The sequence below is a fragment of the Lentzea sp. DG1S-22 genome, assembly GCF_036321065.1.
Taxonomy (GTDB): Bacteria; Actinomycetota; Actinomycetes; order Mycobacteriales; family Pseudonocardiaceae; genus Lentzea; species Lentzea jiangxiensis.
In genome coordinates, this window is record NZ_CP143276.1 from 5,263,150 (window position 1) to 5,284,685 (window position 21,536).

Annotated in this window: 24 protein-coding genes and 1 pseudogene; 2 read left to right on the plus strand and 23 right to left on the minus strand. The window is 67.5% G+C overall.

The genetic code is table 11. From position 1 onward, the window contains the following. Positions 1-99: 99 nt before the first annotated feature. From V1227_RS24325 to V1227_RS24360, 8 genes are all read right to left on the minus strand, one after another. Complete coding sequence (locus tag V1227_RS24325) at positions 100-1,425, minus strand: NAD(P)/FAD-dependent oxidoreductase (protein ID WP_329787828.1); 1,326 nt, start codon at positions 1,423-1,425, stop codon at positions 100-102. Positions 1,426-1,567: 142 nt separating this feature from the next. Continuing rightward, positions 1,568-2,029 (minus strand): hypothetical protein, encoded by a 462-nt coding sequence (locus V1227_RS24330; RefSeq protein ID WP_329787829.1) that lies wholly within the window; start codon positions 2,027-2,029, stop codon positions 1,568-1,570. Continuing rightward, entirely contained in the window at positions 2,023-3,252 is a 1,230-nt protein-coding gene (locus V1227_RS24335; protein ID WP_329787830.1) for a DUF58 domain-containing protein, read from the minus strand. Before V1227_RS24335 ends, V1227_RS24330 begins: the two co-directional genes overlap by 7 nt. After that, positions 3,249-4,199 (minus strand): AAA family ATPase, encoded by a 951-nt coding sequence (locus V1227_RS24340; protein ID WP_442916547.1) that lies wholly within the window; start codon positions 4,197-4,199, stop codon positions 3,249-3,251. Before V1227_RS24340 ends, V1227_RS24335 begins: the two co-directional genes overlap by 4 nt. Before the next feature lie 2 nt (positions 4,200-4,201). Next, entirely contained in the window at positions 4,202-4,552 is a 351-nt protein-coding gene (locus V1227_RS24345; RefSeq protein ID WP_236220418.1) for a hypothetical protein, read from the minus strand. After that, on the minus strand, positions 4,549-5,151 hold the full coding sequence (locus V1227_RS24350; protein WP_329787832.1) for a DUF4129 domain-containing protein: 603 nt from the start codon (positions 5,149-5,151) through the stop codon (positions 4,549-4,551). Before V1227_RS24350 ends, V1227_RS24345 begins: the two co-directional genes overlap by 4 nt. A 50-nt stretch (positions 5,152-5,201) precedes the next feature. After that, positions 5,202-5,666, minus strand: coding sequence for an SMI1/KNR4 family protein (locus V1227_RS24355; RefSeq protein WP_329787833.1), 465 nt, complete (start codon positions 5,664-5,666; stop codon positions 5,202-5,204). Positions 5,667-5,727: 61 nt separating this feature from the next. Then, positions 5,728-6,348 carry a uracil-DNA glycosylase gene (locus V1227_RS24360; protein ID WP_329794095.1) on the minus strand — a complete coding sequence of 207 codons (621 nt, stop codon included), beginning with the start codon at positions 6,346-6,348 and terminating at the stop codon, positions 5,728-5,730. A gap of 30 nt (positions 6,349-6,378) precedes the next feature. Between V1227_RS24360 and V1227_RS24365 the strand changes: the two genes are divergently transcribed. Then, on the plus strand, positions 6,379-7,836 hold the full coding sequence (locus V1227_RS24365) for a S10 family peptidase (protein ID WP_329787834.1): 1,458 nt from the start codon (positions 6,379-6,381) through the stop codon (positions 7,834-7,836). After that, positions 7,833-8,261 carry a GNAT family N-acetyltransferase gene (locus V1227_RS24370; RefSeq protein ID WP_329787835.1) on the plus strand — a complete coding sequence of 143 codons (429 nt, stop codon included), beginning with the start codon at positions 7,833-7,835 and terminating at the stop codon, positions 8,259-8,261. The genes V1227_RS24365 and V1227_RS24370 overlap by 4 nt, the downstream gene beginning before the upstream one ends. 54 nt (positions 8,262-8,315) lie before the next feature. Here the strand turns inward: V1227_RS24370 and V1227_RS24375 are convergent, their stop codons facing one another. From V1227_RS24375 to V1227_RS24445, 15 genes and pseudogenes are all read right to left on the minus strand, one after another. Then, positions 8,316-9,311, minus strand: a complete 996-nt coding sequence (locus V1227_RS24375) for an ABC transporter ATP-binding protein (RefSeq protein ID WP_329787836.1) — start codon at positions 9,309-9,311, stop codon at positions 8,316-8,318. Then, the gene (locus V1227_RS24380) at positions 9,304-10,290 is read right to left on the minus strand and encodes an ABC transporter ATP-binding protein (RefSeq protein WP_090099935.1); all 987 of its coding nucleotides are present in this window, start codon (positions 10,288-10,290) and stop codon (positions 9,304-9,306) included. Before V1227_RS24380 ends, V1227_RS24375 begins: the two co-directional genes overlap by 8 nt. 10 nt (positions 10,291-10,300) lie before the next feature. Then, a complete protein-coding gene (locus V1227_RS24385) occupies positions 10,301-11,275 on the minus strand; it encodes an ABC transporter permease (protein ID WP_236220425.1) in 975 nt (324 codons plus the stop codon). Beyond that, the gene (locus V1227_RS24390; RefSeq protein WP_090099939.1) at positions 11,268-12,197 is read right to left on the minus strand and encodes an ABC transporter permease; all 930 of its coding nucleotides are present in this window, start codon (positions 12,195-12,197) and stop codon (positions 11,268-11,270) included. The genes V1227_RS24385 and V1227_RS24390 overlap by 8 nt, the downstream gene beginning before the upstream one ends. Positions 12,198-12,320: 123 nt before the next feature. Further along, entirely contained in the window at positions 12,321-13,943 is a 1,623-nt protein-coding gene (locus V1227_RS24395) for a peptide ABC transporter substrate-binding protein (RefSeq protein WP_329787837.1), read from the minus strand. Positions 13,944-14,119: 176 nt separating this feature from the next. Beyond that, positions 14,120-15,061 carry a Ppx/GppA phosphatase family protein gene (locus tag V1227_RS24400; RefSeq protein ID WP_329787838.1) on the minus strand — a complete coding sequence of 314 codons (942 nt, stop codon included), beginning with the start codon at positions 15,059-15,061 and terminating at the stop codon, positions 14,120-14,122. An 85-nt stretch (positions 15,062-15,146) separates the two neighbouring features. Next, on the minus strand, positions 15,147-15,470 hold the full coding sequence (locus V1227_RS24405; RefSeq protein ID WP_329787839.1) for a GNAT family N-acetyltransferase: 324 nt from the start codon (positions 15,468-15,470) through the stop codon (positions 15,147-15,149). Positions 15,471-15,523: 53 nt separating this feature from the next. After that, positions 15,524-15,718, minus strand: coding sequence for a hypothetical protein (locus V1227_RS24410; protein WP_329787840.1), 195 nt, complete (start codon positions 15,716-15,718; stop codon positions 15,524-15,526). Positions 15,719-15,834: 116 nt separating this feature from the next. Continuing rightward, entirely contained in the window at positions 15,835-16,317 is a 483-nt protein-coding gene (locus V1227_RS24415; RefSeq protein WP_329787841.1) for a hypothetical protein, read from the minus strand. Positions 16,318-17,010: 693 nt separating this feature from the next. Continuing rightward, positions 17,011-17,415, minus strand: a complete 405-nt coding sequence (locus tag V1227_RS24420; protein WP_329787842.1) for a hypothetical protein — start codon at positions 17,413-17,415, stop codon at positions 17,011-17,013. Between the two features lie 363 nt (positions 17,416-17,778). Further along, entirely contained in the window at positions 17,779-18,249 is a 471-nt protein-coding gene (locus V1227_RS24425) for a hypothetical protein (RefSeq protein ID WP_329787843.1), read from the minus strand. Between the two features lie 291 nt (positions 18,250-18,540). Beyond that, a pseudogene (locus V1227_RS24430) lies at positions 18,541-18,831 on the minus strand (Imm10 family immunity protein); the annotation flags it as partial. A 142-nt stretch (positions 18,832-18,973) separates the two neighbouring features. Continuing rightward, positions 18,974-19,132, minus strand: a complete 159-nt coding sequence (locus tag V1227_RS24435) for a DUF397 domain-containing protein (protein WP_236220432.1) — start codon at positions 19,130-19,132, stop codon at positions 18,974-18,976. 13 nt (positions 19,133-19,145) lie between these two features. Then, entirely contained in the window at positions 19,146-19,979 is an 834-nt protein-coding gene (locus V1227_RS24440; protein WP_329787844.1) for a helix-turn-helix domain-containing protein, read from the minus strand. A 102-nt stretch (positions 19,980-20,081) separates the two neighbouring features. Further along, positions 20,082-21,416, minus strand: coding sequence for a lytic transglycosylase domain-containing protein (locus V1227_RS24445; RefSeq protein ID WP_329794096.1), 1,335 nt, complete (start codon positions 21,414-21,416; stop codon positions 20,082-20,084). Positions 21,417-21,536 lie beyond the last annotated feature (120 nt).

A 21,536-nucleotide genomic window follows, 5' to 3' on the forward strand; every position in this document is an offset into this window, starting at 1 on the left:
GATGTTCGAAGTGCCCCGAACGAGGTTACGTTCGGGGCACTTCCATACTCACAACGAGTAACGGCGGCGCGGGTTACGGCTCCCGCGTGCGCGTGTTCGTCAGCTCTGCACCGCGCGGTCGAAGTCCGACTTCGGGTCGTTGATCTGGCCGAGCGCCACGACCTCGCGGCCGTAGAACAGCGCCTGCGTCCAGTCCATGAGCACGCGCAGCTTGCGGTTCACGGTGGGCATGAACATCACGTGGTAGCTGCGGTGCATGAACCACGCCGGCACGCCCTTGAAGCGCAGGCCGAACACGTCCGCGACGCCCTTGTAGAGGCCGAGGCCGGCGACCGAGCCGAGGTACTTGTGGAAGTAGTCCTTCGGCTTCTGGCCGCGCAGCGACGCGACGATGTTCTTCGCGAGCAGCTTCGACTGGCGGATGGCGTGCTGCGCGTTCGGCACGCACGTCGCCGTCGGGTCCTCCTCGATGCGCGAGAGGTCCGGCACCGCGGAGCAGTCACCGGCGGCCCACACGCCGTCGAGGCCCTGGACCTGCATGGCGGCGGTGCACCGGACGCGGCCGCGCTCGTCGAGCGGGAGGTCCGTGTTGCGCAGCACCGGGTTCGCCTTCATGCCGGCGGTCCAGATGATCGTGTCGGAGTCGAACTCGGTGCCGTCGTCGAGAACGACGTGGCCGTTCTCCAGCGACTTCACGCGGGTGTCGAGGTAGATCTTGATGCCGCGCTTCTCGAGCGCCTCGACGGTCCAGGCGCCGAGCTTGGCGGACACCTCGGGCATGATCCGGCCGGCGGCCTCGACCAGTACCCAGTTCATCTCTTCGGGCTTGATGCCCTCGTAGTACTTGAGCGCATACCGCGTCATGTCCTCGAGCTCGGCGAGCGTCTCGATGCCCGCGAAGCCACCACCGATCACGACGAAGCTCAGGAGCTTCTTGCGCAGGTCCGCGTTGTTGGTGCTGGCGGCCTGGTCCAGGCGCGAGAGCACGTGGTTGCGGACGTAGATCGCCTCGCCGATCGTCTTCATGCCGATTCCGACCTCGGCCAGGCCGGGGATCGGGAGCGTGCGGGAGATCGCACCCAGCGCGGAGACGAGCACGTCGTACTCGATCTCCTCGACGTGGCCGTCCGACAGCTCGGCGGTCACGATCTTGCGCGCGTGCTCGATCTTGGTGACGCGGCCGGTGACGACGTGGCAGCGCTTGAGCACCTTGCGCAAAGGAGCGACGACGTGGCGCGGCTCGATCGAGCCGGCCGCCGCCTCGGGCAGGAAGGGCTGGTAGGTCATGTGCGGCTGCGGGTCGATCACCGTCACGGAGGCCTCACCGGAACGCAGTTTCTTCTGCAGACCGAGAGCCGTGTACATCCCGACGTACCCACCGCCGACAATGACGATTCGTGTGGGTTGCGACTTCACAGCAGCCATACACACATGGTGGCACCACGACCCCCTTTTTCGCGCGTCCGGAAGGGCCGTTGTGACTACCGTCGCCGGGTGATGCCGGACACCATCCCGGCTGACCTGCGCCTTGACCGGTTCTCGAGGAGTTCTCCCTGAGAGTACCGATTCAGATCCTCAGCGCGACGACCCCGATGACGACCGTCAGAGCACCCAGTCCGAGCACCTCCGCGAGGCCCGTGTTCGGCCCCGAAGGAAGTACGGCCGCGAAGGCCGCGACAACGAATGTGATCGCCTGGACAATGGCGAACCGGCGTGCCGGTGCTTTCAACGCCGCCGGCTCGATTTTCGTTTTCACCGGAACGACCGCCGCGAGTGCCGACGTCACGTGAACCAGGTGCAGCGCCGGAATCAGGACCAGCACGCCGAGCCGCAACGGATGCCCTTCCCCGAACGCCATCGCCAGGGCCGCGTAGCCGATCAGCAACGCCGCGCCCGCGCTGCCCGGCATCAGCACCGTGACCACCGTCAGCACCGTGACGACCAGCAGCGGTGCGATCGACTCCGACTCCAGGTGCAGGACCAGCGCCACGGGCAACGCCGCGAGCACGATCGCGAGGCGCATCAGCATTCGCGGGTCACCGCCACCCCGTGCTCGGCCATCCTGCGCAGCCTCAGCCGGTGCTCCGCGGCGATCATCTCGGCCGCGACCTCGCCCCACGGCGTGTCCGCGTCGGGCCGCAACGGCAGCGGCAGCGTGTTGACCGCCAGCACGACGTGCCCGTTCCTGCGCGTCTGCACGGCCAGCTCCGCGATCTCGTCGTCGAGGAACGGCGACAGCAGCACGACCACGCATCCGTGCGGCAGCTTGCGCAACGCCACGCGCGACGACCACCCGGCGGCCTGCACGCACACGACGAGCTGCGTGCGGATGCGCATCAGGTGCCGCCGCCCCACCCCCGAACGCACGTTGAGCTGGGGACGCGACAGGTCCACCAGTCCCACCCGGTCGCCCTGCCGCAGGTACCCGGCGGCCATCGACGCCGCCCGCCGCACCGCCCGGTCCAGGCTGCCGTCCGGCCGCGTCGTGGCGCCGTGGTGCGGTGACGACCACTCCGCCACGTCCGCTCCGACGTCGCTGCGGGTGTCGAGCGCCAGCACGACCTCGGCGTCGGCCTCGGCGTGCCGCTCGCGCACGTGGACGGTGCCGGTGCGGGTGGTGACGCGCCAGTCGATCCGGCGGAGCCTGTCCCCCGGCTGGAACGCCCTGATGTCGCGCAGTTCGGTGGAGTCGCCCGCGCGCGGCGAGCGGTGGATGCCGACCAGGCCAGCGGGACGGGGCGGCAGCGGTCCGGACGGGTGGTGCTCGACCGGCGGCAGGATCGTGCGCACGTGCTCGGCGCCGACGACCGGTCCGTAGACGTGCATGCCGTCCGGACCGGCGAACAGGTGGTCCAGGCGCAGGTCGACGCCCGGTCCCCACGCGTCGCGCCGGATCCGCACCGGCAGGTCGGGCGAGTGCGCGGGGACCGCCCGCATGCCACCGGGCAGCCGCACGACCGCGATCTCCGCGTCCGCGCCGTCGAGGTGCGCGACGGTGTGCACGACGCCCGCGCCCGCACCGCGCGGCACGGGCTTCACGCTCACCTTCGGCACGCCGCGGGGTTTGTTCGTGAGCAGGACGGACAGGACGAGCGGCACGCCGAACAGCACCAGCTCGACCTGGTGCAGGAACATCCCGCACACGACGAGCCCGACACCGAGCCAGACGGCGCGCGAGTACGCGTCCGTGGGGTGCCAGTGGGCGCCGTGCGACTGGGCGAACGCCTCCCGGAGCTTGTCCGCCCTGCTCATGAGCTGGGCGGGCCCGGGACCTTGGCGAGCAGCTCGGTGACGACCTGCACGCCGCTGACCCCGGACGTCCACGTCTCGGGCTTCATCACGAGCCGGTGCGCGAGCACGGCGACCGCGCACTCCTTGACGTCCTCGGGCGTCACGTACCCGCGGTCGTCCAAGGTGGCCAGTGCGCGGGCGACGAGCACGAGCGCCTGCGCACCTCGCGGCGACGCACCGACCTCGACGGACGGGTGGCGCCGCGTCGCGACGGCCAGGTCGACGCAGTAGCGCAGGAGGTCGTCGTCCACGGTCGACCGTTCGATGGCGGCCTGCAGCTCGGCGAGCCGCCCCTCCGCGAGGACCCGCGGCACCTCGGCCTCCTCCCGCTGCCGCGCGATCCGTCGGCGCAGGACCTCGACCTCCTCCTCGGCGGGCGGGTAGCCGATGTCGAGCCGCACGAGGAACCGGTCGAGCTGCGCCTCGGGCAACGGGTAGGTGCCCTCGTACTCGACGGGGTTCGAGGTCGCGAGCACGTGGAACGGCCTGGGCAGCGCGAACGTGCGCCCCTCGACCGTCACCTGCCGCTCCTGCATGGCCTCCAGCAGCGCCGACTGCGTCTTGGGCGGCGTCCGGTTGATCTCGTCGGCGAGCAGCAGCCCGGTGAAGACGGGGCCTTCGCGGAACTCGAACTCGCGGGTGCCGGGGTCGTAGAGGAACGAGCCGGTGACGTCCGCGGGCAGCAGGTCGGGCGTGCACTGCAGGCGGCGGAAGCCGAGGCCCAGCGCCTGCGCGAGCGACCGCGCGATCAGCGTTTTTCCGAGGCCCGGCACGTCCTCCAGCAGCACGTGCCCGCCCGCCAGCACGGCCGCGAGCGCGAGCCGCAGCGTCCGCGTGCGCCCGACGACGACGTCGCCGATCGCGTCGAGGACCGCCTTGGCGTCGTGCGCCACCGTTTCCCGGCTGATCGTCACTCGACCCTCCTGAGCCTGTCCGCGAGTTCGTCCGGACCGGGCATCTCGGACGCCTCGATCCCCAGTCGTGCGAGCCGGGCGCGGAACCGCTCCCGGTAGCGCCTCGGGTCCTTCTCCGCCTCCGCCAGCCTGCTCGCGAGGGTGCTGGCGTGCGCGGAGCTGATCGAGCCCGGCGGTGGCGGTGGAGGGCTCCAGACGATGTCCGTGGCGCGCGGCAGCCGGGTGACCAGCACTCCGAACGCCGTCGGCGGCACCGCCAGCACCGCCGCCCACGGCGGTGAGGCGCCGAGCCACCAGACGACGACGCCGATCGCCACCCCGACCACCAACGCCAGCACGGTTCTCACGCGAGCTCCCGGACGATGCGGCTCAACTCTCGCCGCGCCTGCTCGGCTTGCGCGGCCGTCACGTCCTCGTGCCCGAACCGCGCGCGCCGGTAGAGGTCCTTCAGCACGACCGCGTCCACGCCGAGCTCCTCGGTGAACTCGGTGGGCGTCTGGTGCGGCGCCCTCGGCTCCGCCGCCTCCAGCGTGAGCCAAGCGGCGATCACGGCGTCGCGCGGCGGCCGGCCGGGATGCCCGGTGAACTCCTGCAACGCCTTCTCGACGCGCCGGACCACCGGCACCTGCTCCCCGAGCTCGAACTCCTCGATCTCGACGCCGCGCACGCCACGGCGGCGGCGCCGGCGGGGCAGCTCGACCGCGAGGACCAGTCCGACCAGTCCGACCAGGACGAGCCCGGCGAGCACCAGCAGGTACGCGGTGAGCGGCGCGGCGACCACGACCGGCAGGTCGCCCGGCACGGCGAGGTCGGCGTCCGGCGAGCGGTCCTGCGGCGGCGGGCGGTCGGCCAGGCGGTTGACGAGGGTGACCGGGGACGTGCCGGAGGCCGCGACGACGACGATCAGCAACGCCGCCACCGCCACTCCGGCCCGCCACCACTTCATGCGGGTCAGCCTCGCACGCCCGCGGGGACTTCGGACGACCCTTTGGTCGGTCAGTCGAAGCTCGCCTCGGGCACCAGGCCGTCGAGGAAGGTCCGGAGGTCCGGCGCCAGTTCGAGCTCGGACTCGTCCTCGGCGTCGAGCCAGACCACGGACGGCTCACCGCCCGCCCGGTAGTCCAGCGCGATCCACGTGTGGCCGTCGCCGGTCAGCAGCACGACCGGCGACGGCAGCCCCCACTCCTCGACGAGGTAGGGGGTGTCGAGCAACGACAGCGTGCGTTCCGCGGTGCCGATGCCCATCAGGCTGTCGAACGGGACGTGGTCGGGTGCCCACGAGGTCGGTTCGGCGGTCGGGAAGGCGGACCGCTCGCTCACCACCGTGCCGCCGTTCTGGACCCCCAGCAGCTCCAGCAACGCCTCCGGCAGGCGCACGCCCAGGAGCGCCTCGGCGGCGCGGACGGCCTCGTCGGTGAGGGGTGCCTGCACGCCGTAGGTGCCGCCGGTCCAGAACTCCACCGGGCCGATCCTAAGTGGAGGCGAACAGGCACGTCCGGAAGTCCGCACCGCCCGCTGCCCGTCAGCCCTTCGCCCTCCTCAGCACGTCCTGCAGCATCTCCTGCGTCAACCGCCCGGTGTAGGTGTTGTGCGGCGACACGTGGTAGCACCCGAACACCCGCAGCCCACCCGCCTCGACCTCCACCCCGTGCCCGAACTTCGGCGGCCGGGCGACCCCCAGCAGCGGCAGGAACGCCTTCCACCCGAACCCGCCGAGCACCACCACCGACCGCAGCCGGGGCATCAGCGAGATCTCCTCGCGCAGGAACGGCGAGCACCGGTCGCGTTCCTCGGCCGTGGGCTTGTTCTCGGGTGGCGCGCACCGCACCGGTGAGGCCATCCGCACGCCGTACAGCTCCATGCCGTCGTCCCGGGACCACGCGGTCGGCTGGGAGGCCAGGCCGACCTCGTACAGGGCCCGGTACAGGAAGTCGCCGGACGGGTCGCCGGTGAACATCCGGCCCGTCCGGTTGCCGCCGTGCGCGGCGGGGGCGAGGCCCACGATCAGCAGCGAGGCGTCGAGAGGTCCGAAGCCCGGCACCGGTCTGCCCCAGTACTCCTGGTCCTGGAACGCCGCGCGCTTCACCGAGGCGACCGACTCGCGCCACGCGACCAGGCGCGGGCACGCTCGGCAGGACGTTATCCGCTCGTCGAGTTCCGTAGTGTTGCTCCCATGTCCGAGGAGAAGACCGAAGAGAAGCCCGAGTCTCCTGCTGATGATCTGGTCACCACCCAGCACAGCATCACCGTCAAGGGCCGCGAGCTGAACTACACGGCCACCACCGGGCGTGTCGTCCTCAAGGAAGAGGTGCTCAAGGACGGCGTGTTCGAGGGCCACAAGCCCAAGGCCGAGGTGTTCCTGACCGCCTACACGCTCGACGGCGCCGACCCGCTCAAGAGGCCGGTGACGTTCGCGTTCAACGGTGGGCCGGGGTCCGCCAGCGTGTGGCTGCACATGGGGCTCCTCGGGCCCCGCCGGGTGCTCAGCGGTGACGTGGGCGACCTCACGCCGCCGCCGTACGGGATCGCGGACAACGAGGAGACGCTGCTCGCCGAGAGCGACCTCGTGTTCATCGACCCCGTGTCGACCGGTTTCTCCCGGGCCGCACAGGGTGAGAAGCCCGGCGACTTCCACGGCTACCAGCCCGACATCGACTCCATCGCCGAGATCATCCGGCTCTGGACGTCGCGCAACGGGCGCTGGATGTCGCCGAAGTTCCTCTGCGGCGAGTCGTACGGCACGCTGCGCGCGGCCGGGCTCGCCGAGCACCTGCAGAAGAAGAACGGCATGTACCTCAACGGGCTCATGCTGATCTCCTCGGTGCTCGACTTCGCGTCGATCGAGTTCAACGAGGGCCACGACCTCGGCTACACGCTCTTCCTGCCGACGTACGCGGCCATCGCGCACTACCACGGCCTGCACGGCGACCGGCCGCTCGAGGAGGTGCTCGCCGAGGCCGAGGAGTTCGCGGTCCGCGACTACCCCTACGCCCTCGCGCGCGGCAACCGGCTCTCCGACGTCGAGCGCGCCGCGACGATCGAGAAGCTCGCGCGGCTCACCGGCCTGTCCGAGGAGTACGTGGACGCGGTCGACCTGCGCATCGAGCACATCCGGTTCTTCACCGAGCTGCTGCGCCGCGACCGCAAGACCGTCGGTCGCATCGACGCCCGCTTCACCGGCTGGGACACCGACTACGGCCGTGAGGGCATCTCCGCGGACCCGTCGATCGACGCGATCCTCGGCCCGTACGCGGCCGTGCTCAACCACTACGTGCACAGCGAGCTCGGGTACTCCAGCGACCTGCCGTACGAGGTGCTCTCGCGGGTCATCGAGCAGTGGTCCTACAAGGAGTTCGAGGGCCGCCACGTCACGACGGCGGGCAGGCTGTCGGCGGCGATGCGCGCGAACCCGCACCTCAAGGTCCACGTCGCGTTCGGCTGGTACGACGGCGCCACGCCGTACTTCGCGGCCGAGCACCTCCTCGCGCACCTGCAGATCCCCAGGGAGCTCACGGCGAACATCGAGTCGGCCTACTACCCGGCCGGCCACATGATGTACGTGCACGAGCCCAGCAGGATCCAGCAGTCCGAGGACCTCGCGGCGTTCGTGCGGAACTCGTCCAACACGTGATCCTCGACCTGTCCGACGACGCCGTCCTGCGCGAGCTGTGGACGGTGCAACGGCTGGCGTACGCCGTCGAGGCCGAGATCATCGGCTTCGACGGCATCCCGCCGCTGCACGAGTCGCTCGAGGAGCTCCGGGCGTGTGGTGAGACCTTCCTCGGCCTGCACGACGAGGAAGGTCTGGTCGGCGCGGTGTCCTACCGGCTCGACGGGTCCACCGTGGACATCCACCGGCTGGTCGTGCACCCGCGCGCCCACCGCAGGGGCGTCGCGACGAAGCTGCTGGACGCGCTGCCGGAGGGGCCGCAGGTCGTCAGCACGGGCACGGGGAACGAGCCGGCGCTGCGCCTGTACCGCAAGCGCGGGTTCGTGGAGACCGGCACGCGCGAGGTCGGTCCGGGCGTGTCGCTCACGGACCTCGCCCGGCCCTGAACGACGGTGAGGGGCCGCGCCCGCGGGCACGACCCCTCATCCACGCAGCTGCGATCAGACGACCGCGCGCTCCTCGGCGAAGTGGCACGCCGCGGGGTGGCCCCCGTTGCGCGGCACCAGCTCCGGGACCTCGGTCGCGCAGATGTCCTGCGCCTTCCAGCACCGCGTGCGGAACCGGCAGCCCGACGGCGGGTCGATCGGCGACGGCACGTCACCCGTCAGGCGGATGACGTCACGACGTCCGCGCTGGGTCGGGTCCGGCACCGGCACCGCGGACAGCAGCGCCTGCGTGTACGGGTGCATCGGCCGCTCGTAGATGTCGTCCTCGGTGCCGATCTCCACGATCTTGCCGAGGTACATCACCGCGACCCGGTTGGACAGGTGGCGCACCACCGACAGGTCGTGGGCGATGAACAGGTAGGACAGGCCCATCTCGTTCTGGAGCTCGCCCAGCAGGTTCATGACCTGCGCCTGGATCGACACGTCCAGCGCGGACACCGGCTCGTCGCACACGATCACCTTGGGCTTCAGCGCGAGCGCGCGGGCGATGCCGATGCGCTGGCGCTGACCGCCGGAGAACTGGTGCGGGTACCGGTTGATGTGCTCCGGGTTGAGGCCCACGATCTCCAGGAGCTCCTGGACCTTCCGCTGCCGCGAGCCCTTGGGCGCGACCTCGGTGTGGATCTCGTACGGCTCACCGACGATGTCGCCGACCGTCATGCGCGGGTTCAGCGACGTGTACGGGTCCTGCAGCACGATCTGGATGTCGCGGCGCAGCTTGCGCAGCTCCGCGCCCTTCATGCCGAACATGTCGCGCCCCTCGAAGCGCGCGACGCCGGACGTCGGCGGCTCCAGGCGCATCAGCACCTGGGCCAGGGTGGACTTGCCGCAGCCGGACTCGCCCACGACGCCGAGCGTCTCGCCCTTGTCGAGCGAGAACGAGACGCCGTCGACGGCCTTGACGTGGCCCACGGTGCGCTTGAACAGCACGCCGACGCGGACCGGGAAGTGCTTGACGAGGTTCTCGACCTCGAGGATGGGCTCAGCCACGAGCGACCACCTCTTCCGCGATGTGGCACCGGCTGGTGCGGCCCATGCCGAGGTTGTGCACGGCGGGGACCTCGGTGGGACAACGGTCGAACGCCCGCGGGCAGCGCGGGTGGAACGGGCAGCCCGACGGGATGTTGGTCAGCGACGGCGGCAGGCCCTTGATCGTCTTGAGCTCCTGGCCCTTGAGGTCCAGGCGCGGCAACGACTCGAGCAGCGACTCGGTGTACGGGTGCCCCGGCGCGCGGAACAGCTCGTAGACGTCGGCGTGCTCGACGATGCGGCCCGCGTACATGACCGAGATCCGGTCCGCGACGTCGGCGACGACGCCGAGGTCGTGGGTGATCAGGATCATGCCCATGTCGCGTTCCTTCTGGATCTCCGCGAGCAGGTCCATGATCTGGGCCTGCACGGTGACGTCCAGAGCGGTCGTGGGCTCGTCCGCGATCAGCAGCTCCGGGTCGAGCGCCAGCGACATCGCGATCATCGCGCGCTGCCGCATGCCACCGGAGAACTGGTGCGGGTAGTCCGAGACCCGGCCCTTCGCGTTCGGGATCTTGACCTGGTCGAGCAGCTCGACCGCCCGCTTGCGGGCGTCCGCCTTGGACATGCCGCGGCGGACCTTGAGCTGCTCCTCGATCTGGAACCCGACCGTGAACACGGGGTTCAGGGCGGACAGGGCGTCCTGGAAGATCATGGCGATGCCCTCGCCACGAACCGCGCGACGCTCGTCCGCCGACTTGGTCAGCAGGTCCTCACCGCGGAACTTGATGGAGCCGTTGGTGATGAACGCCGGCGGCATGTCCAGGATGCCCATGATCGTCTGAGCGGTCACGGACTTGCCGGAGCCGGATTCACCCAGCACCGCAAGGGTTTCGCCCGCCGAGACGTGGTACGAAACGCCGTTGAGCACCTTCGCGACACCGTCGCGTGTGCGGAATTCCACGTGGAGATCCTCGACCTCCAGCAATGGCTGAGTCACGGGATCTCCCCTATCGGGACTTGGGGTCGAGGGCGTCGCGAACGGCGTCACCCAGCATGACGAAGGCCAGCACGGTGATCGTGACGAAGCCCGCGGGGAACAGCAGCATGTGCGGAGCCGACTGGAAGTAGTCGCGCGACTCCGAGATCATCACGCCCCACGACACGACCGGCGGACGCAGGCCGATGCCGAGGAACGCCAGCGTCGCCTCGGCGCCGATGAAGGCACCCAGGGCGATCGTCGCGTACACCAGCACGGGCGCCACGGTGTTCGGCAGCAGGTGCCGGAACACGATCCGCAGCGGCGAGGCACCGAGGCCACGCGCGGCACGCACGTAGTCCTGCTGCTTCGCCACGAGCGTCGCGGAACGCATGATGCGCATCGCGACGGGCCACGACAGCACGGCGATCGAGAGCACCACCTGCGTGATGATCCGGACCTGGCCGGGGTTCTCCGACGGCGCGTTGAGCGTCGTCAGGATGACGATCGCACCGAGCACGAACGGGATGCCGGCGAAGATGTCGCCGAACCGCGAGAGCAGCGAGTCGAGCCACGTCTTCGCGTAGCCCGCGATGATGCCGATGATCGAGCCGATCAGCACGGTCAGCAGCGTCGCGAACAGGCCGACGAGCAGCGACGCGCGGGCGCCGTGCATCGCGCGGGCGTAGACGTCGTAGCCCTGCAGGTCGTAGCCGAACCACGCGTCGCCGGACGGCGACTGCAGCGACTTGTCGAGGTTCGCGGCACGCGGGTCGACCGACGTGAACAGCGTCGGCCAGATCGCCATCAGGACGATGACCGCGATGATCACCAGCGAGATGATGAACGTGGGCTTGCGCCGCAGCTCACCCCACGCGTCGCTCCAGAGCGACCGGGGCTTGCGCTGCTTCTGCGACGAGTCGTCGAGGTGGCTGGCCTGGTCGACACCGGCCGCCGCGGACGCCTCGAGTCCGGCTCCACCGGACACGGATCCTGGGTCACTCATAGCGAATCCTCGGGTCGAGAACGGCGTACAGGAGGTCGACGAGCAGGCTCATCAGCAGGTACACCAGCACCAGCAGGGTCACGATGCCCGTGACCATGACGCCTTCCTTCTCCTGGATGCCGCGGAAGATCAGGCCGCCGATGCCGTTGATGTTGAAGACGCCCTCGGTGACGATCGCGCCGCCGAGGAGGCTGCCGAGGTCGGTGCCGAGGAACGTGATCACCGGGATCAGCGAGTTGCGCAGCAGGTGGATGCCGACGACGCGGCTCTGCGGCTGCCCCTTCGCGATGGCCGTGCGCACGTAGTCGGCGCGCCGGTTCTCGACGATGCTGGAGCGGGTCAGGCGGGCCACGTAGGCCATCGACAGGCTGCCGAGCACGAAGCCGGGCAGGATCAGCTCCCCGAACGTCGGATCGGAGCTGACCGAGGTGTCCATGAGGTCGAAGCCCTGCGGGCCGAGGTAGAGCCGCAGCACGAAACCGGTGACGAAGACCGGCAGCGAGATCAGGAACAGGGTCGAGACCAGGACGAGGTTGTCCAGGAAGCCCGACTTGCGCAGACCGGTGAGGACACCGGCGATGATGCCGATGACGGCTTCGATGATCAGCGCGATGATGCCCATCTTGAGCGTGATCGGCCACGAGGTGCTGATCTGCTCGCCGACGGAGACGCCGTTGAAGGTGGTGCCGAAGTCACCGACGACCAGGTTGCCGAGGTACTTGAAGTACTGGAGCAGCAACGGGTCGTTGAGGTTGAGCTTCTCGCTCATCTCGGCGATGTAGGCCGGATCGCACGGCCGCTGGCCGCACTTGCCCGCGAAGGGGTCCTGCGGGATCGCCCAGACCAGGGCGTAGATCAGGAAGGTGGTCCCCAGGAAGACCGGTATCAGCTGCAGCAGACGGCGCAGCACATAGCGACCCATGAGGTCGGCTCCTTGCGTGGTGGGGGGCACCCGAGGTTCCCGGACACCGGTCCGGCCCCGCGCCCGTAACGCTCGAGGGACGCGGGGCCGGACGGTGTTGCCCAGAACTCAGGTGTCAGGCGATCAGGCCTTGACGCGGAAAGACTCCAGCACAGGCTGACGCTTGAACGACATCTTGGCCTCGAGCAGGTTCTTCGAACGGCCGCCGATGCCCTTCTCGTTCCAGGTCGGCATGGAGGGCAGGTCCTTCGCGATGAGGTCCTCCGCCTGCTGGTAGAGCTTGATCGCCTCGTCCTCGTTCGCCGTCTCGTCGGCCTTCTTCAGAAGGGCGTCGACCTCGGGGTTCGAGTAGTTCGAGTCGTTCGAGGAGCCACCGGTGCGGTACAGCGGGTTGAGGAAGTTCTCGATCGACGGGTAGTCGGCCGACCAGTCCGAACGGCTCATGCCGGTCAGCTGCTTGCCGTCGACGATCTGGCGGAACGCACCGAAGTTGGTGGCACCGACGAACTCGCACTCGACGCCCAGGGCCTGCTTGATGCTGTTGCACGCGGCCTCGAGCGGCTCCTTGCGGCCGCCGTCCTGGTTGGACTGGATGGTCAGCTTGCCGGTGAAGCCGGACTCCTGGAAGAGCTGCTTCGCCTTCTCGGGGTTGTACTTGCAGTACTCGCCGCAGGTGTCGGGGCGGTAGCCCTTGATGCCGGGCGAGACGAAGCTGGTGGACGGCACGTACGAGCCGGCCAGCACGGTCTTCGTGATCTGCTCCCGGTTGATGGCCATCGAGACGGCCTGGCGCAGCTTCACGTTCTTGAACGCGTCGATGTACTGCGGGAACGCGATGGCGCTCTGGCCGAGCAGGTTCGCGGTCACGACGGCGTCACCGAGGTCGGCCTTGTACTTCTCGCCGACCTTGGCCGACGGGGGCAGGGCCTCCATGAAGTCCAGCTTGCCCGCGACCAGGTCCTGGTACGCGGTCTCCTGGGAGGAGTAGATCTTGTAGTCCAAGGTCTTGAAGTTGACCTTGTCCTGGCCCTTGTAGTCGTCGAAGCGCTCCATCTTGATCAGCGCGTTCGGCGTGCGGGAGACGAACTTGACCGGGCCGTTGCCGATCGGCTTGGCCTCGGCGGCCTTCGGGTCCGCGAAGAACGAGTCGGCCATCGGCGCGAACGGCGTGTAGCCGATCATCGTCGTGAAGACCGAGGTCGGGCCGTTGAGGGTGACCTTGAACTCGTAGTCGCCCACCAGCTCGAGGCCGGACATCTTGTCCTTGGCCGGCTTGGCGTTCTCGTCGGCCGGGTGGACGTCCTCGAAGCCCTGGATCGGGGCGAAGAACGATGCCGCCTGCTGAGCGTTCGGCGCGTACGCGGCCCAGTTCCAGGCGTCGACGAAGTTCTTCGCCTTGACCTCGGTGCCGTCGTGGAACTTCCAGCCCTGCTTGACCTTGATGTTGTAGACCTTGGCGTCACTCGTGGTGATCGACTCGGCCATCAGGTTGTAGGGCGCGCCGTCTTCCGCCTTGTAGCCGACCAGACGCGAGAACAGCGCGTCGGTGACCTTGCCACCGCCGGCCTCGGTCGTGTTGGCCGGGAACAGCGTGCTCTTGGGCTCGGTGCCGTAGATCGACACCGTGCCGTCCGGGTTGGCCTTGCCCTCTCCGGTGGAGGAGCTACCACCACCGCCGCCGCATGCGCTGAGCGTCATGGCGAGCGCGGCTGGCAAAGCCACCCACGCAACCCGTGATCGCGACATCAGTCTCTCCCGCCTTTCCCCGGCGCCGCCGCAGATATTGCGTGCGCGCGCCTCCCCGGGAGGTCTCGTCCACCTCCCAAAACGTGAGAGGACGTTAACCGGGGTGTCCAGCAGTACGCGCATCGAAATCGGTCACAAAATTGTCACGATCACCTCAAGCAAACCCTAATTCGAGCTCAGACCAGCGAAAACGCGATGCCGTCGAGGATGTCGTGCTCGCTGCACACGAGCGTGCGAATACCCGCGCGATTCTCCAGCTCCTCGGCAATCGCGCGCAACACCACCGCTCCACCGCAGATCACGTCCACTCGGCCGGGGTGCATGGGCCCCAACGAGGCACGATCATCATGCGTCATGGAGAGGATACGGTCGGTGATTTCGTGAACATTGTCAAGTGTGATGCGGCTGAGGTGAATATCGTCGCTGTTGTACACCTCCAGCCCCTGGACCAGGGCTGACAATGTCGTCACCGTCCCGGCGACCCCGATCCACGTCTTCGCCTTCTCCACGGGGACGATCTCGAATGCCTCACGGATCGCGGCTCGCGCAAACGCTTCCGCTTGTTCGATTTCATCCTTCTTCGGCGGATCGGAGTGCAGGAACCGCTCCGTCAGACGGACGCACCCGATGTCCATCGACCTCGCCGCCTCGACCTCCGAGCCGCTGCCGAGGACGAACTCGGTCGAACCACCACCCAGGTCGGTGACGAGGAAGGGCCCCTCGTCCGAGTCGAGATCGGCCACCGCGCCGAGGTAGGACAGCCTCGCCTCCTCGTCCCCGGTGATCACCTCCGCGGGTGCGCCGAGGATCTGCTCGGTCATCCCGAAGAACTCGTCGCGGTTGCTCGCGTCCCGCGTCGCACTGGTCGCGACCATCCGTGCGACCTCCACGCCCTTGCGTTGCATCGTGCGCGCGTAGTCGAGCAACGCCTGCCGCGTGCGTTCGATCGCGTCCGGGTGCAACCGCCCGGTCGCGTCCACGCCCTGACCGAGCCGAACGATCTTCATTTCGCGGTGCACGTCCCGCAGCCAGGCGGTGCCGTCCTCCCGCCTCGTCACGTCGGCGATCAGCAGCCGGATCGAGTTGGTTCCGCAGTCGATGGCCGCAACCCGCGACATGGGCACTCCTCAGTGGTTCTTCGGTGGTCTTCGGCAAGCATCGCGCACACGAAGCTGTCGGCCCACTCGCCCTCGAAGACCTCGCTCAGGCGCGAGCACGCGCGTACTCCTCCTCCAGCACCGCGTAGACGAAGAGGTCGCCCCACTCGCCCTTGAAGATCTCCAGTTCCCGGAAGTGCGCCTCCCTGCGCATGCCGAGGCGTTCCATCAGGCGCCACGACGGCTCGTTGCGCGGGTCGCACTCGGCGACGATCCGGTGCAGGCCCAGGTGCTCGAAGCCGAGCTCCAGCATCTTGCGCGCGGCCTCGGTGGCGTAGCCGCGGCCCTGGAAACCGGGGTGGAGGCTGTAGCCGATCTCGCCCTGGCGGTCGGTCTCGCTCAGCCACTTGAGCACCGCGCTGCCGATCACCCGGTCCGCTTCGGGGAGGTGGACCGCCAGCGCCAGCCGTTCACCGGCCTTGGTCAGCTGGTGGTCCGCGGTGAGCTCGGCCAGGAGGCCGGCGCACTACCCTTTGGTGACTGGTCGCCGTAGAGGTAGCGGTAGGCGTGGAAGTCGTCGGGGTCGGTGGGCTGGAAGGGGCGGAGCAGGAGGCGGTCGGTCTCGATCGGGTAGCCAGGCCTGAGCACGCCCCGCACCTTGCCGAGAACCGCGGTCACGCGCCGCTCAATTCACCGGTATCGAACGGTGTGATGTCACGCGTCGAGCGAGCGCAGGGCCAACTCGAACCGGCCCGCGCTCGGACGCCGACAGGCGACGTCCGAGCACCTCTTCTTCAGGTCAAGCCGTCGGGCCACATCGAGGCGCGCCGATCCGAACTGATCCGCGCGATAAGCCATTCGGCTTCTGTGCGGCCACGCCAGCTGCGCGGCTGCTTCAGCACCCATTCGAGGACACCAGCGGCACCAGGTGTAGCGAGGAAGCTATCCGCCGCCGCCTGGCTTCTGGGCTCCGTCCCTCGGTACTCGGCCCATGCCCCCATTGCGGCTGACACGTCCGGTACCGATCGCACCAGTTCCAGGTCACTCGCCCGGGAACTGAGACGAAGGCGTTCGTCGCGAGTGGCGCCCAGCACCATCGCGGTGAGTTCGGCACCCACCTCCGGCCAGTCATCCCGGTTGATAGGACCATCTGCCACGTACGCGTCCTCGATGAACGCCCTGAGCCCGTCTTCAGTGCTCAGCACGAGTCCATAGGCCTGATGTCCGGTCACCGTGGCCTGCAGGAGGTCATACCTGCTCCAACTGGCTTCAGACATCTCGCACCATCCGCCGGCCCTCCTCGGTCCCAGTTCGGGCGCAGACTACTTCGTTCCTGGAGTCCACGGTGACCTTGGGAATTGATTCAGTTCACCGAATTGAGAGTTGTGGATCACGTACTCGACCTGGTCGGCGTATCCCTCCCAGATCTCCGCGTTCTGATCGATCCAGTCCTGCGGAGCATCGATCCGAAACCCGACGCTGTGCGTGCCCACATGAGACTCCGAGAAGTCGTTCACCCGATCGAGGTTGCCGAAGTGAGCCGACCGTCAAGCTCTTCATTCTCGGGGAAGTTCACCGGTCGAGGCCGTTCTCCGGTTCATCGGCACCCCGTTCTTTGGGTGACACCCGGCAGAGCGGGCAGATGTCACTGGACTTGTTGTGGTTGAGCACTGAAACAGCGCCCGCTCGACTGCTGTCCATGACGAGACCGACTTGACCTGCCCAGACGATTTAGAATCGGTCTACAGAAGGCTTCCGGCGCGCAACTCCTTGGCGAAGACCCACCGCTTCTCGTCCGGATACCAGAATGGATATTTCTCCGAAGGCGCCAAGTGACGGGACGCCACCGCCAGGTTGCCAAAGTTTCACCCCGGCGAACTTCGTGCTTCAGGTGACCAGAGACCAGCCACTTCATCCCCAGGCGTCCTATTCAAGCACAGGCAGGGCGCCCGGAAAATACGCATTAACCGTCAGGACAGAAAGAGTATCTTCATTTTGGTTGCGAGCCCTCCCTCATCCACCAGAACCCTGATTCCAACCGGCCCTTTCGGTTTGCGAACAGTAAACCGAAGCACATCATTAGCGTCATGCACAACGATTACCCCGGAGCTGACAGTGATCTCGCCATCGAAGTACACAACACCGTCATCATGCCCGGAATCAGAGTTGAAGATTCCCATCTTGACCGGCCCGTCCACCGACGGCTGAACCGACAGATAGAGCGAGTCAGGACCGACACTTACATACTCGCCGGAAGGGTCCCAGTCGTGCAGGTAGGAGCTCTGCGGATCCTCGACGATGACGAGACCATGGTCGATGAAAAGCATCGCTCCACCAATGAGCAACTCATCATCATGGTTCAATGTCAAATTCATAGTTTCCTCGGTTCATCTGCGTGACCACTCCGGCCTGTTCCCTTGCACATGCCCAACAGTGCGGGTAGCCCGTCTGATATACCTCGAACGGGGCATCGTTGACGAGTTTAGTTGCCCCCTGGTGATCGGTGATCCAGTTTCCTTGCGGCCGTCTTGGTCGCGCCTTCGCGCCAGGCACTGCAGCAGGACATATGTGGCATCCGCACTTGTCACCGGCATCATTGGTCGGACCCTGCACGCCTGGCGCGTCCTTGTCACCACTTGACAGAGCTTCGAGGCCATGCTTCCGATAACTGCCATCGGTGCACATAGGGCACACGGAAGTGGCTCGCCGGAGCAAGATTCCGGCGACCCATTCATCAATTACTCCCGCATGAACACCTGGATGGCCTGCGCCACCGAGGCAGGAGTGGATTCGTCCAGCGGATTATCCATTCCCAAAAGAGGCAAACCCAACACCAGTTCGACAGAGCAACCAAACTTATCCCTAATCGCGCGGAGCGATTGGAGTACGGCATGATAAGCCGGACTCACTTGCTCGAAGTCCTCTCTGACGATGATTTCTCCATTGCTTTCCACAACCGGTCGAAATGGCGGCACTACGATCCAACTCGGCAGACCGTCTCCTCGCAAATTCGGCAGGATCTGCGCCTTCTCCCTGTCCGGCCGTCCACCATAGCGATCGAACGCCCACACCCCGGACATGACGAGCACGTCAGCCTGGACCGTGCGGCGGCTTTCGTCCACGAACTCGATCACCGCGGAGTCGGAGCGCAGCAAACTCGCCCACAGATCCAGCGTCGACGACTGGCGCGACGTCACGTAGATCTTCACAGACTCACCTCGGGATCGGCATCGAAGGAAGGATTCTGACTCGTCCACGCCTTGTTCTCGCGGATACCGTCGGCGGTTACGCATCACAGCAGAATCTGCAAGTGACGAAGCTGTTGACACATGCAGATCGAATGATCGCATCGAAACAGCTCACACCGAACGGATAGGCGGGCTGCCGAAGCAATATGACCAGGTCCCACCGATCAAATGTCAGCGAGAGCCGGAAAGCAGTCGGCCATTAGATCGACGGCGCATCCGTCGGCCCAAGTCCGCGGATTTCCGGCCGCTTCTTCACAGCACCCACTCCAAGATGTTCGTCAGCTTGGACCAGAAAACGGCCAGGTCAACATTCACACCAGTGAAGTCGACCTCGACTGCTGCGTCAACTCCCAACGCCTCAGCGTCCTCGGGAAGGAAATCAAGGGACAGTTGCGGGCCGACGAGCTGCACCGCACGCAGCCCATCGTGGACCGTGGCCCCTCGCTCCGTCGAGATGTTGTAGGAGTCCATGTCATTCTCTACATCTTGCTCGTCAGGCTCATCAAACGAGGATCGCTGAAACGAAAAGGAACGGTGAGTTCCAGACTCGTCAACGCCCGCGACCGCTACCTAGAGCGCCTCCTCGTCCTCGTAATCCTCGAAGTAGCCCACCTGCACCGCGGTCAACCGCATGACCAACGCCTCTCTCTTCCTCTTCCTGCAATCGGTCCCGAACGCCAGAGGCTCACGGGGCTTTCACGAGGTGCAGGAACGCCGACCACGCCTCTTCCGACACGGGCAGGTGCGTGGCGGGGGCCTTGCTGTCGCGGATGCCGACTCCGTGACCGACCTCCACGCAGTCGCTTCCGCTCGCGCTGTAGCTGCTCTTGCGCCAGGTCGACATCCGGAACGCCTCCTCAGGACAGCATGCTGTTGATCAGCCTCCTCGATTGTTCCGCGTCCAAGGCGTCACGATCCAGCCCCCTCAACACATCGTCGTAGCTGTCGATCGACGCCTTGTCCTCGAGGAAGAGACCGGTGTTGTGGCTCTCCACGTAGACGACCGGCTCGAACCTGTCGTAGTCCAGCCGCACGAACGAACTGGCCAGGCCCGCATGTGCGCCGACGGCGATCGGCACGACCCGGAAGCTGATGTACTGGCGGACCAGCATCACGTTGATGTGGTTCAACTGTGGCCGCATCACGTCCTGGCCGCCGACCGGGAGCCGTAGTGCCTGCTCGTGCACGTAGAAGACGAACTCCCTGCCCGGCCGCAGGATCTCCTGGCGCCCCAGCTTCGCTCTGATCAGGTCGTCGACGTCTGCCGGCTTGAGCTTTCGGGCCGATCTCTGCGCGACCTCGCGGATGTAGCTCGCGATCTGGAGGTGCCCCGGGATCAGGTTCATCGACCAGACGGTGATCCTGCTGGCGAGCTGCTCCTGCTCCACCAGGCTGCGCAGTTGTTCCGGCACGCCGTCCTCGGGGAAGAGCAGCCAGCCCTTTTCGCGTGACTCCTTGAACAACGCGAGCATGTGCTCGACGTCGGCGGACGGGGCGCGGCAGTAGGAGAGCAGGCGCACCAGGTCGGTTTCGGTGACGCCGCCCTTGCCCTGCACGAGGTCGGAGACCTTGGCTTCCTGCCAGTCCAGGAGTTCGGCGAGTCTGCGCTGGGTCATGCCGCTCTGCTCGATGGCGTCCCGGACGCCATTGCCGAACTCCCGGCCTGCCACGCTCGAGTTGCGCTTCGGCATGGGAGCGAAGCTAGGGCCTCAGATCCCTTCCGCCCCAACGTTTCTGCCCGAATCGCCCCGAACGAGGTACGACTTGGAAGCGTCCCAACGCGACACGCCGCACTAGCTGGGCGTGCTCGTGACCAAGCTCTGCGAGGTCGTTCCCGCCGGGCTGCTGCCGCTGTCGGCGGCGGACGACTGCGCGGCGGACGACTGGGCGGTCGACGACTGGGCGGTGGACGACTGCGAGGCCACCGACGACGAGGACTGCTGCGGCGGGGCCGTGGGCTCCGTCTGCGGCGGGTTGGTCGTCGTCGTGGTGGTCGTCGTGGTCGTGGTGGTCGACGACGTGGTGGTCGTGGTCGTCGTGGTGCAGGTGGACGGCGGTGGCGTGGTCGACGTGGTCGTCGACGTCGTGGTGGAGCTGGTGGTCGACGTCGTGGTCGTCGGGCAGTTCGGCGTCGTCGTCGTGGTGGTGGTCGTGGTGGTCGTCGTCGGGCTCGACGGGTTGGTGGTGCCGCCGTTGCCGTTGGCCGGCGGGTTGCCCGTGTTCGGGTTGCCCGGCGTGGGTTCCTGCCGGTTGTTGCCCGTGTCCGGGAGCAGCGGGAGCGCGTCGACGTTCTCGCCGTACTCCTTGGCCCACTTGAGGACCGTTTGGACGTACGAGTCGGACCTGTTGTAGCGGAAGATCGCCGCGGCGCGGTCGCCCTGCTTGCTGAGGTCGCCGCCGCCCGCGCACAGGTAGCGGCCGGCGCCCAGGGCGGCGTCGTAGATGTTGTTCGGGTTGACGTTGCCGTCGTCGTTCAGGTCGCCGCCGAAGCTCGCCCACGTCTCGGGGATGAACTGCATCGGGCCGACCGCGCGGTCCCAGGTGCTGTTGCCGTCGAGGCGGCCGCCGTCGGTGTCGCGGATCGCGGCCATGCCGGGGGCGCCGTTGAGGACCGGGCCGAGGATCTTGGGGGTGGCGTCGCCGACGGCGTTCACGCGGCCGTTGCCGGCGTGGTTGGACTCGACCTTGCCGATGCCCGCGAGCAACGCCCAGTCGAGGTTGCAGCCCGGGACGAGCTCGCCCATCTTGTCCTCGGCGCGGAGGTAGGCCTCCAGGACGACACCGGGGATGTCGTGCACGCCGGGGATGTCGTCGAGCACGAGGCCGGGGTCGATGTCGCCCTCGTCGTCGAGGTCGCCGTCCTCCAGGTCGGCGAGCAGCGCGGCGCTCAGCTCCTCCGAGAGCGGCAGCCGGCCGGACGCGCCGAGCTCGGCGGGGTCGCGGTGCAGGGCGCCGAAGACGTCGGCGGGGCCGAGCGAGACAGCGATGTCATCGTGCTTGGCGAGGTTGACCCAGTCGACGAGCTTGGTACCGACGATCATGGCCGGCGCGAGCATCGCGGCCAGCGCCGCCACGGCGAAGCCCTTTTGCCTGGGACTTAACGCCGACGGACCGCGCAGTTTGGCCATTGCCACGAATACTCACCTCTCGTGCGTCATCGCGGCTCGCCGTCTCGCAGTTACGGCGAACGCCCCAGTCCGTGACCTGTTCCACCCTGCCCCACGGAGAAGCCTAGGTGTACCCAAGAC

What these genes read in the sequence shown, in the direction of transcription:
- V1227_RS24440 (WP_329787844.1), bottom strand. Translation starts at nt 19,979, where the DNA reads ATGCCGAAGCGCAACTCGAGCGTGGCAGGCCGGGAGTTCGGCAATGGC.
- V1227_RS24335 (WP_329787830.1), bottom strand. Translation starts at nt 3,252, where the DNA reads ATGAGCAGGGCGGACAAGCTCCGGGAGGCGTTCGCCCAGTCGCACGGC.
- V1227_RS24325 (WP_329787828.1), bottom strand. Translation starts at nt 1,425, where the DNA reads ATGGCTGCTGTGAAGTCGCAACCCACACGAATCGTCATTGTCGGCGGT.
- V1227_RS24445 (WP_329794096.1), bottom strand. Translation starts at nt 21,416, where the DNA reads ATGGCCAAACTGCGCGGTCCGTCGGCGTTAAGTCCCAGGCAAAAGGGC.
- V1227_RS24420 (WP_329787842.1), bottom strand. Translation starts at nt 17,415, where the DNA reads ATGAATTTGACATTGAACCATGATGATGAGTTGCTCATTGGTGGAGCG.
- V1227_RS24330 (WP_329787829.1), bottom strand. Translation starts at nt 2,029, where the DNA reads ATGCTGATGCGCCTCGCGATCGTGCTCGCGGCGTTGCCCGTGGCGCTG.
- V1227_RS24390 (WP_090099939.1), bottom strand. Translation starts at nt 12,197, where the DNA reads ATGGGTCGCTATGTGCTGCGCCGTCTGCTGCAGCTGATACCGGTCTTC.
- V1227_RS24400 (WP_329787838.1), bottom strand. Translation starts at nt 15,061, where the DNA reads ATGTCGCGGGTTGCGGCCATCGACTGCGGAACCAACTCGATCCGGCTG.
- V1227_RS24350 (WP_329787832.1), bottom strand. Translation starts at nt 5,151, where the DNA reads ATGAAGTGGTGGCGGGCCGGAGTGGCGGTGGCGGCGTTGCTGATCGTC.
- V1227_RS24395 (WP_329787837.1), bottom strand. Translation starts at nt 13,943, where the DNA reads ATGTCGCGATCACGGGTTGCGTGGGTGGCTTTGCCAGCCGCGCTCGCC.
- V1227_RS24365 (WP_329787834.1), top strand. Translation starts at nt 6,379, where the DNA reads ATGTCCGAGGAGAAGACCGAAGAGAAGCCCGAGTCTCCTGCTGATGAT.
- V1227_RS24385 (WP_236220425.1), bottom strand. Translation starts at nt 11,275, where the DNA reads ATGAGTGACCCAGGATCCGTGTCCGGTGGAGCCGGACTCGAGGCGTCC.
- V1227_RS24435 (WP_236220432.1), bottom strand. Translation starts at nt 19,132, where the DNA reads ATGTCGACCTGGCGCAAGAGCAGCTACAGCGCGAGCGGAAGCGACTGC.
- V1227_RS24415 (WP_329787841.1), bottom strand. Translation starts at nt 16,317, where the DNA reads ATGTCTGAAGCCAGTTGGAGCAGGTATGACCTCCTGCAGGCCACGGTG.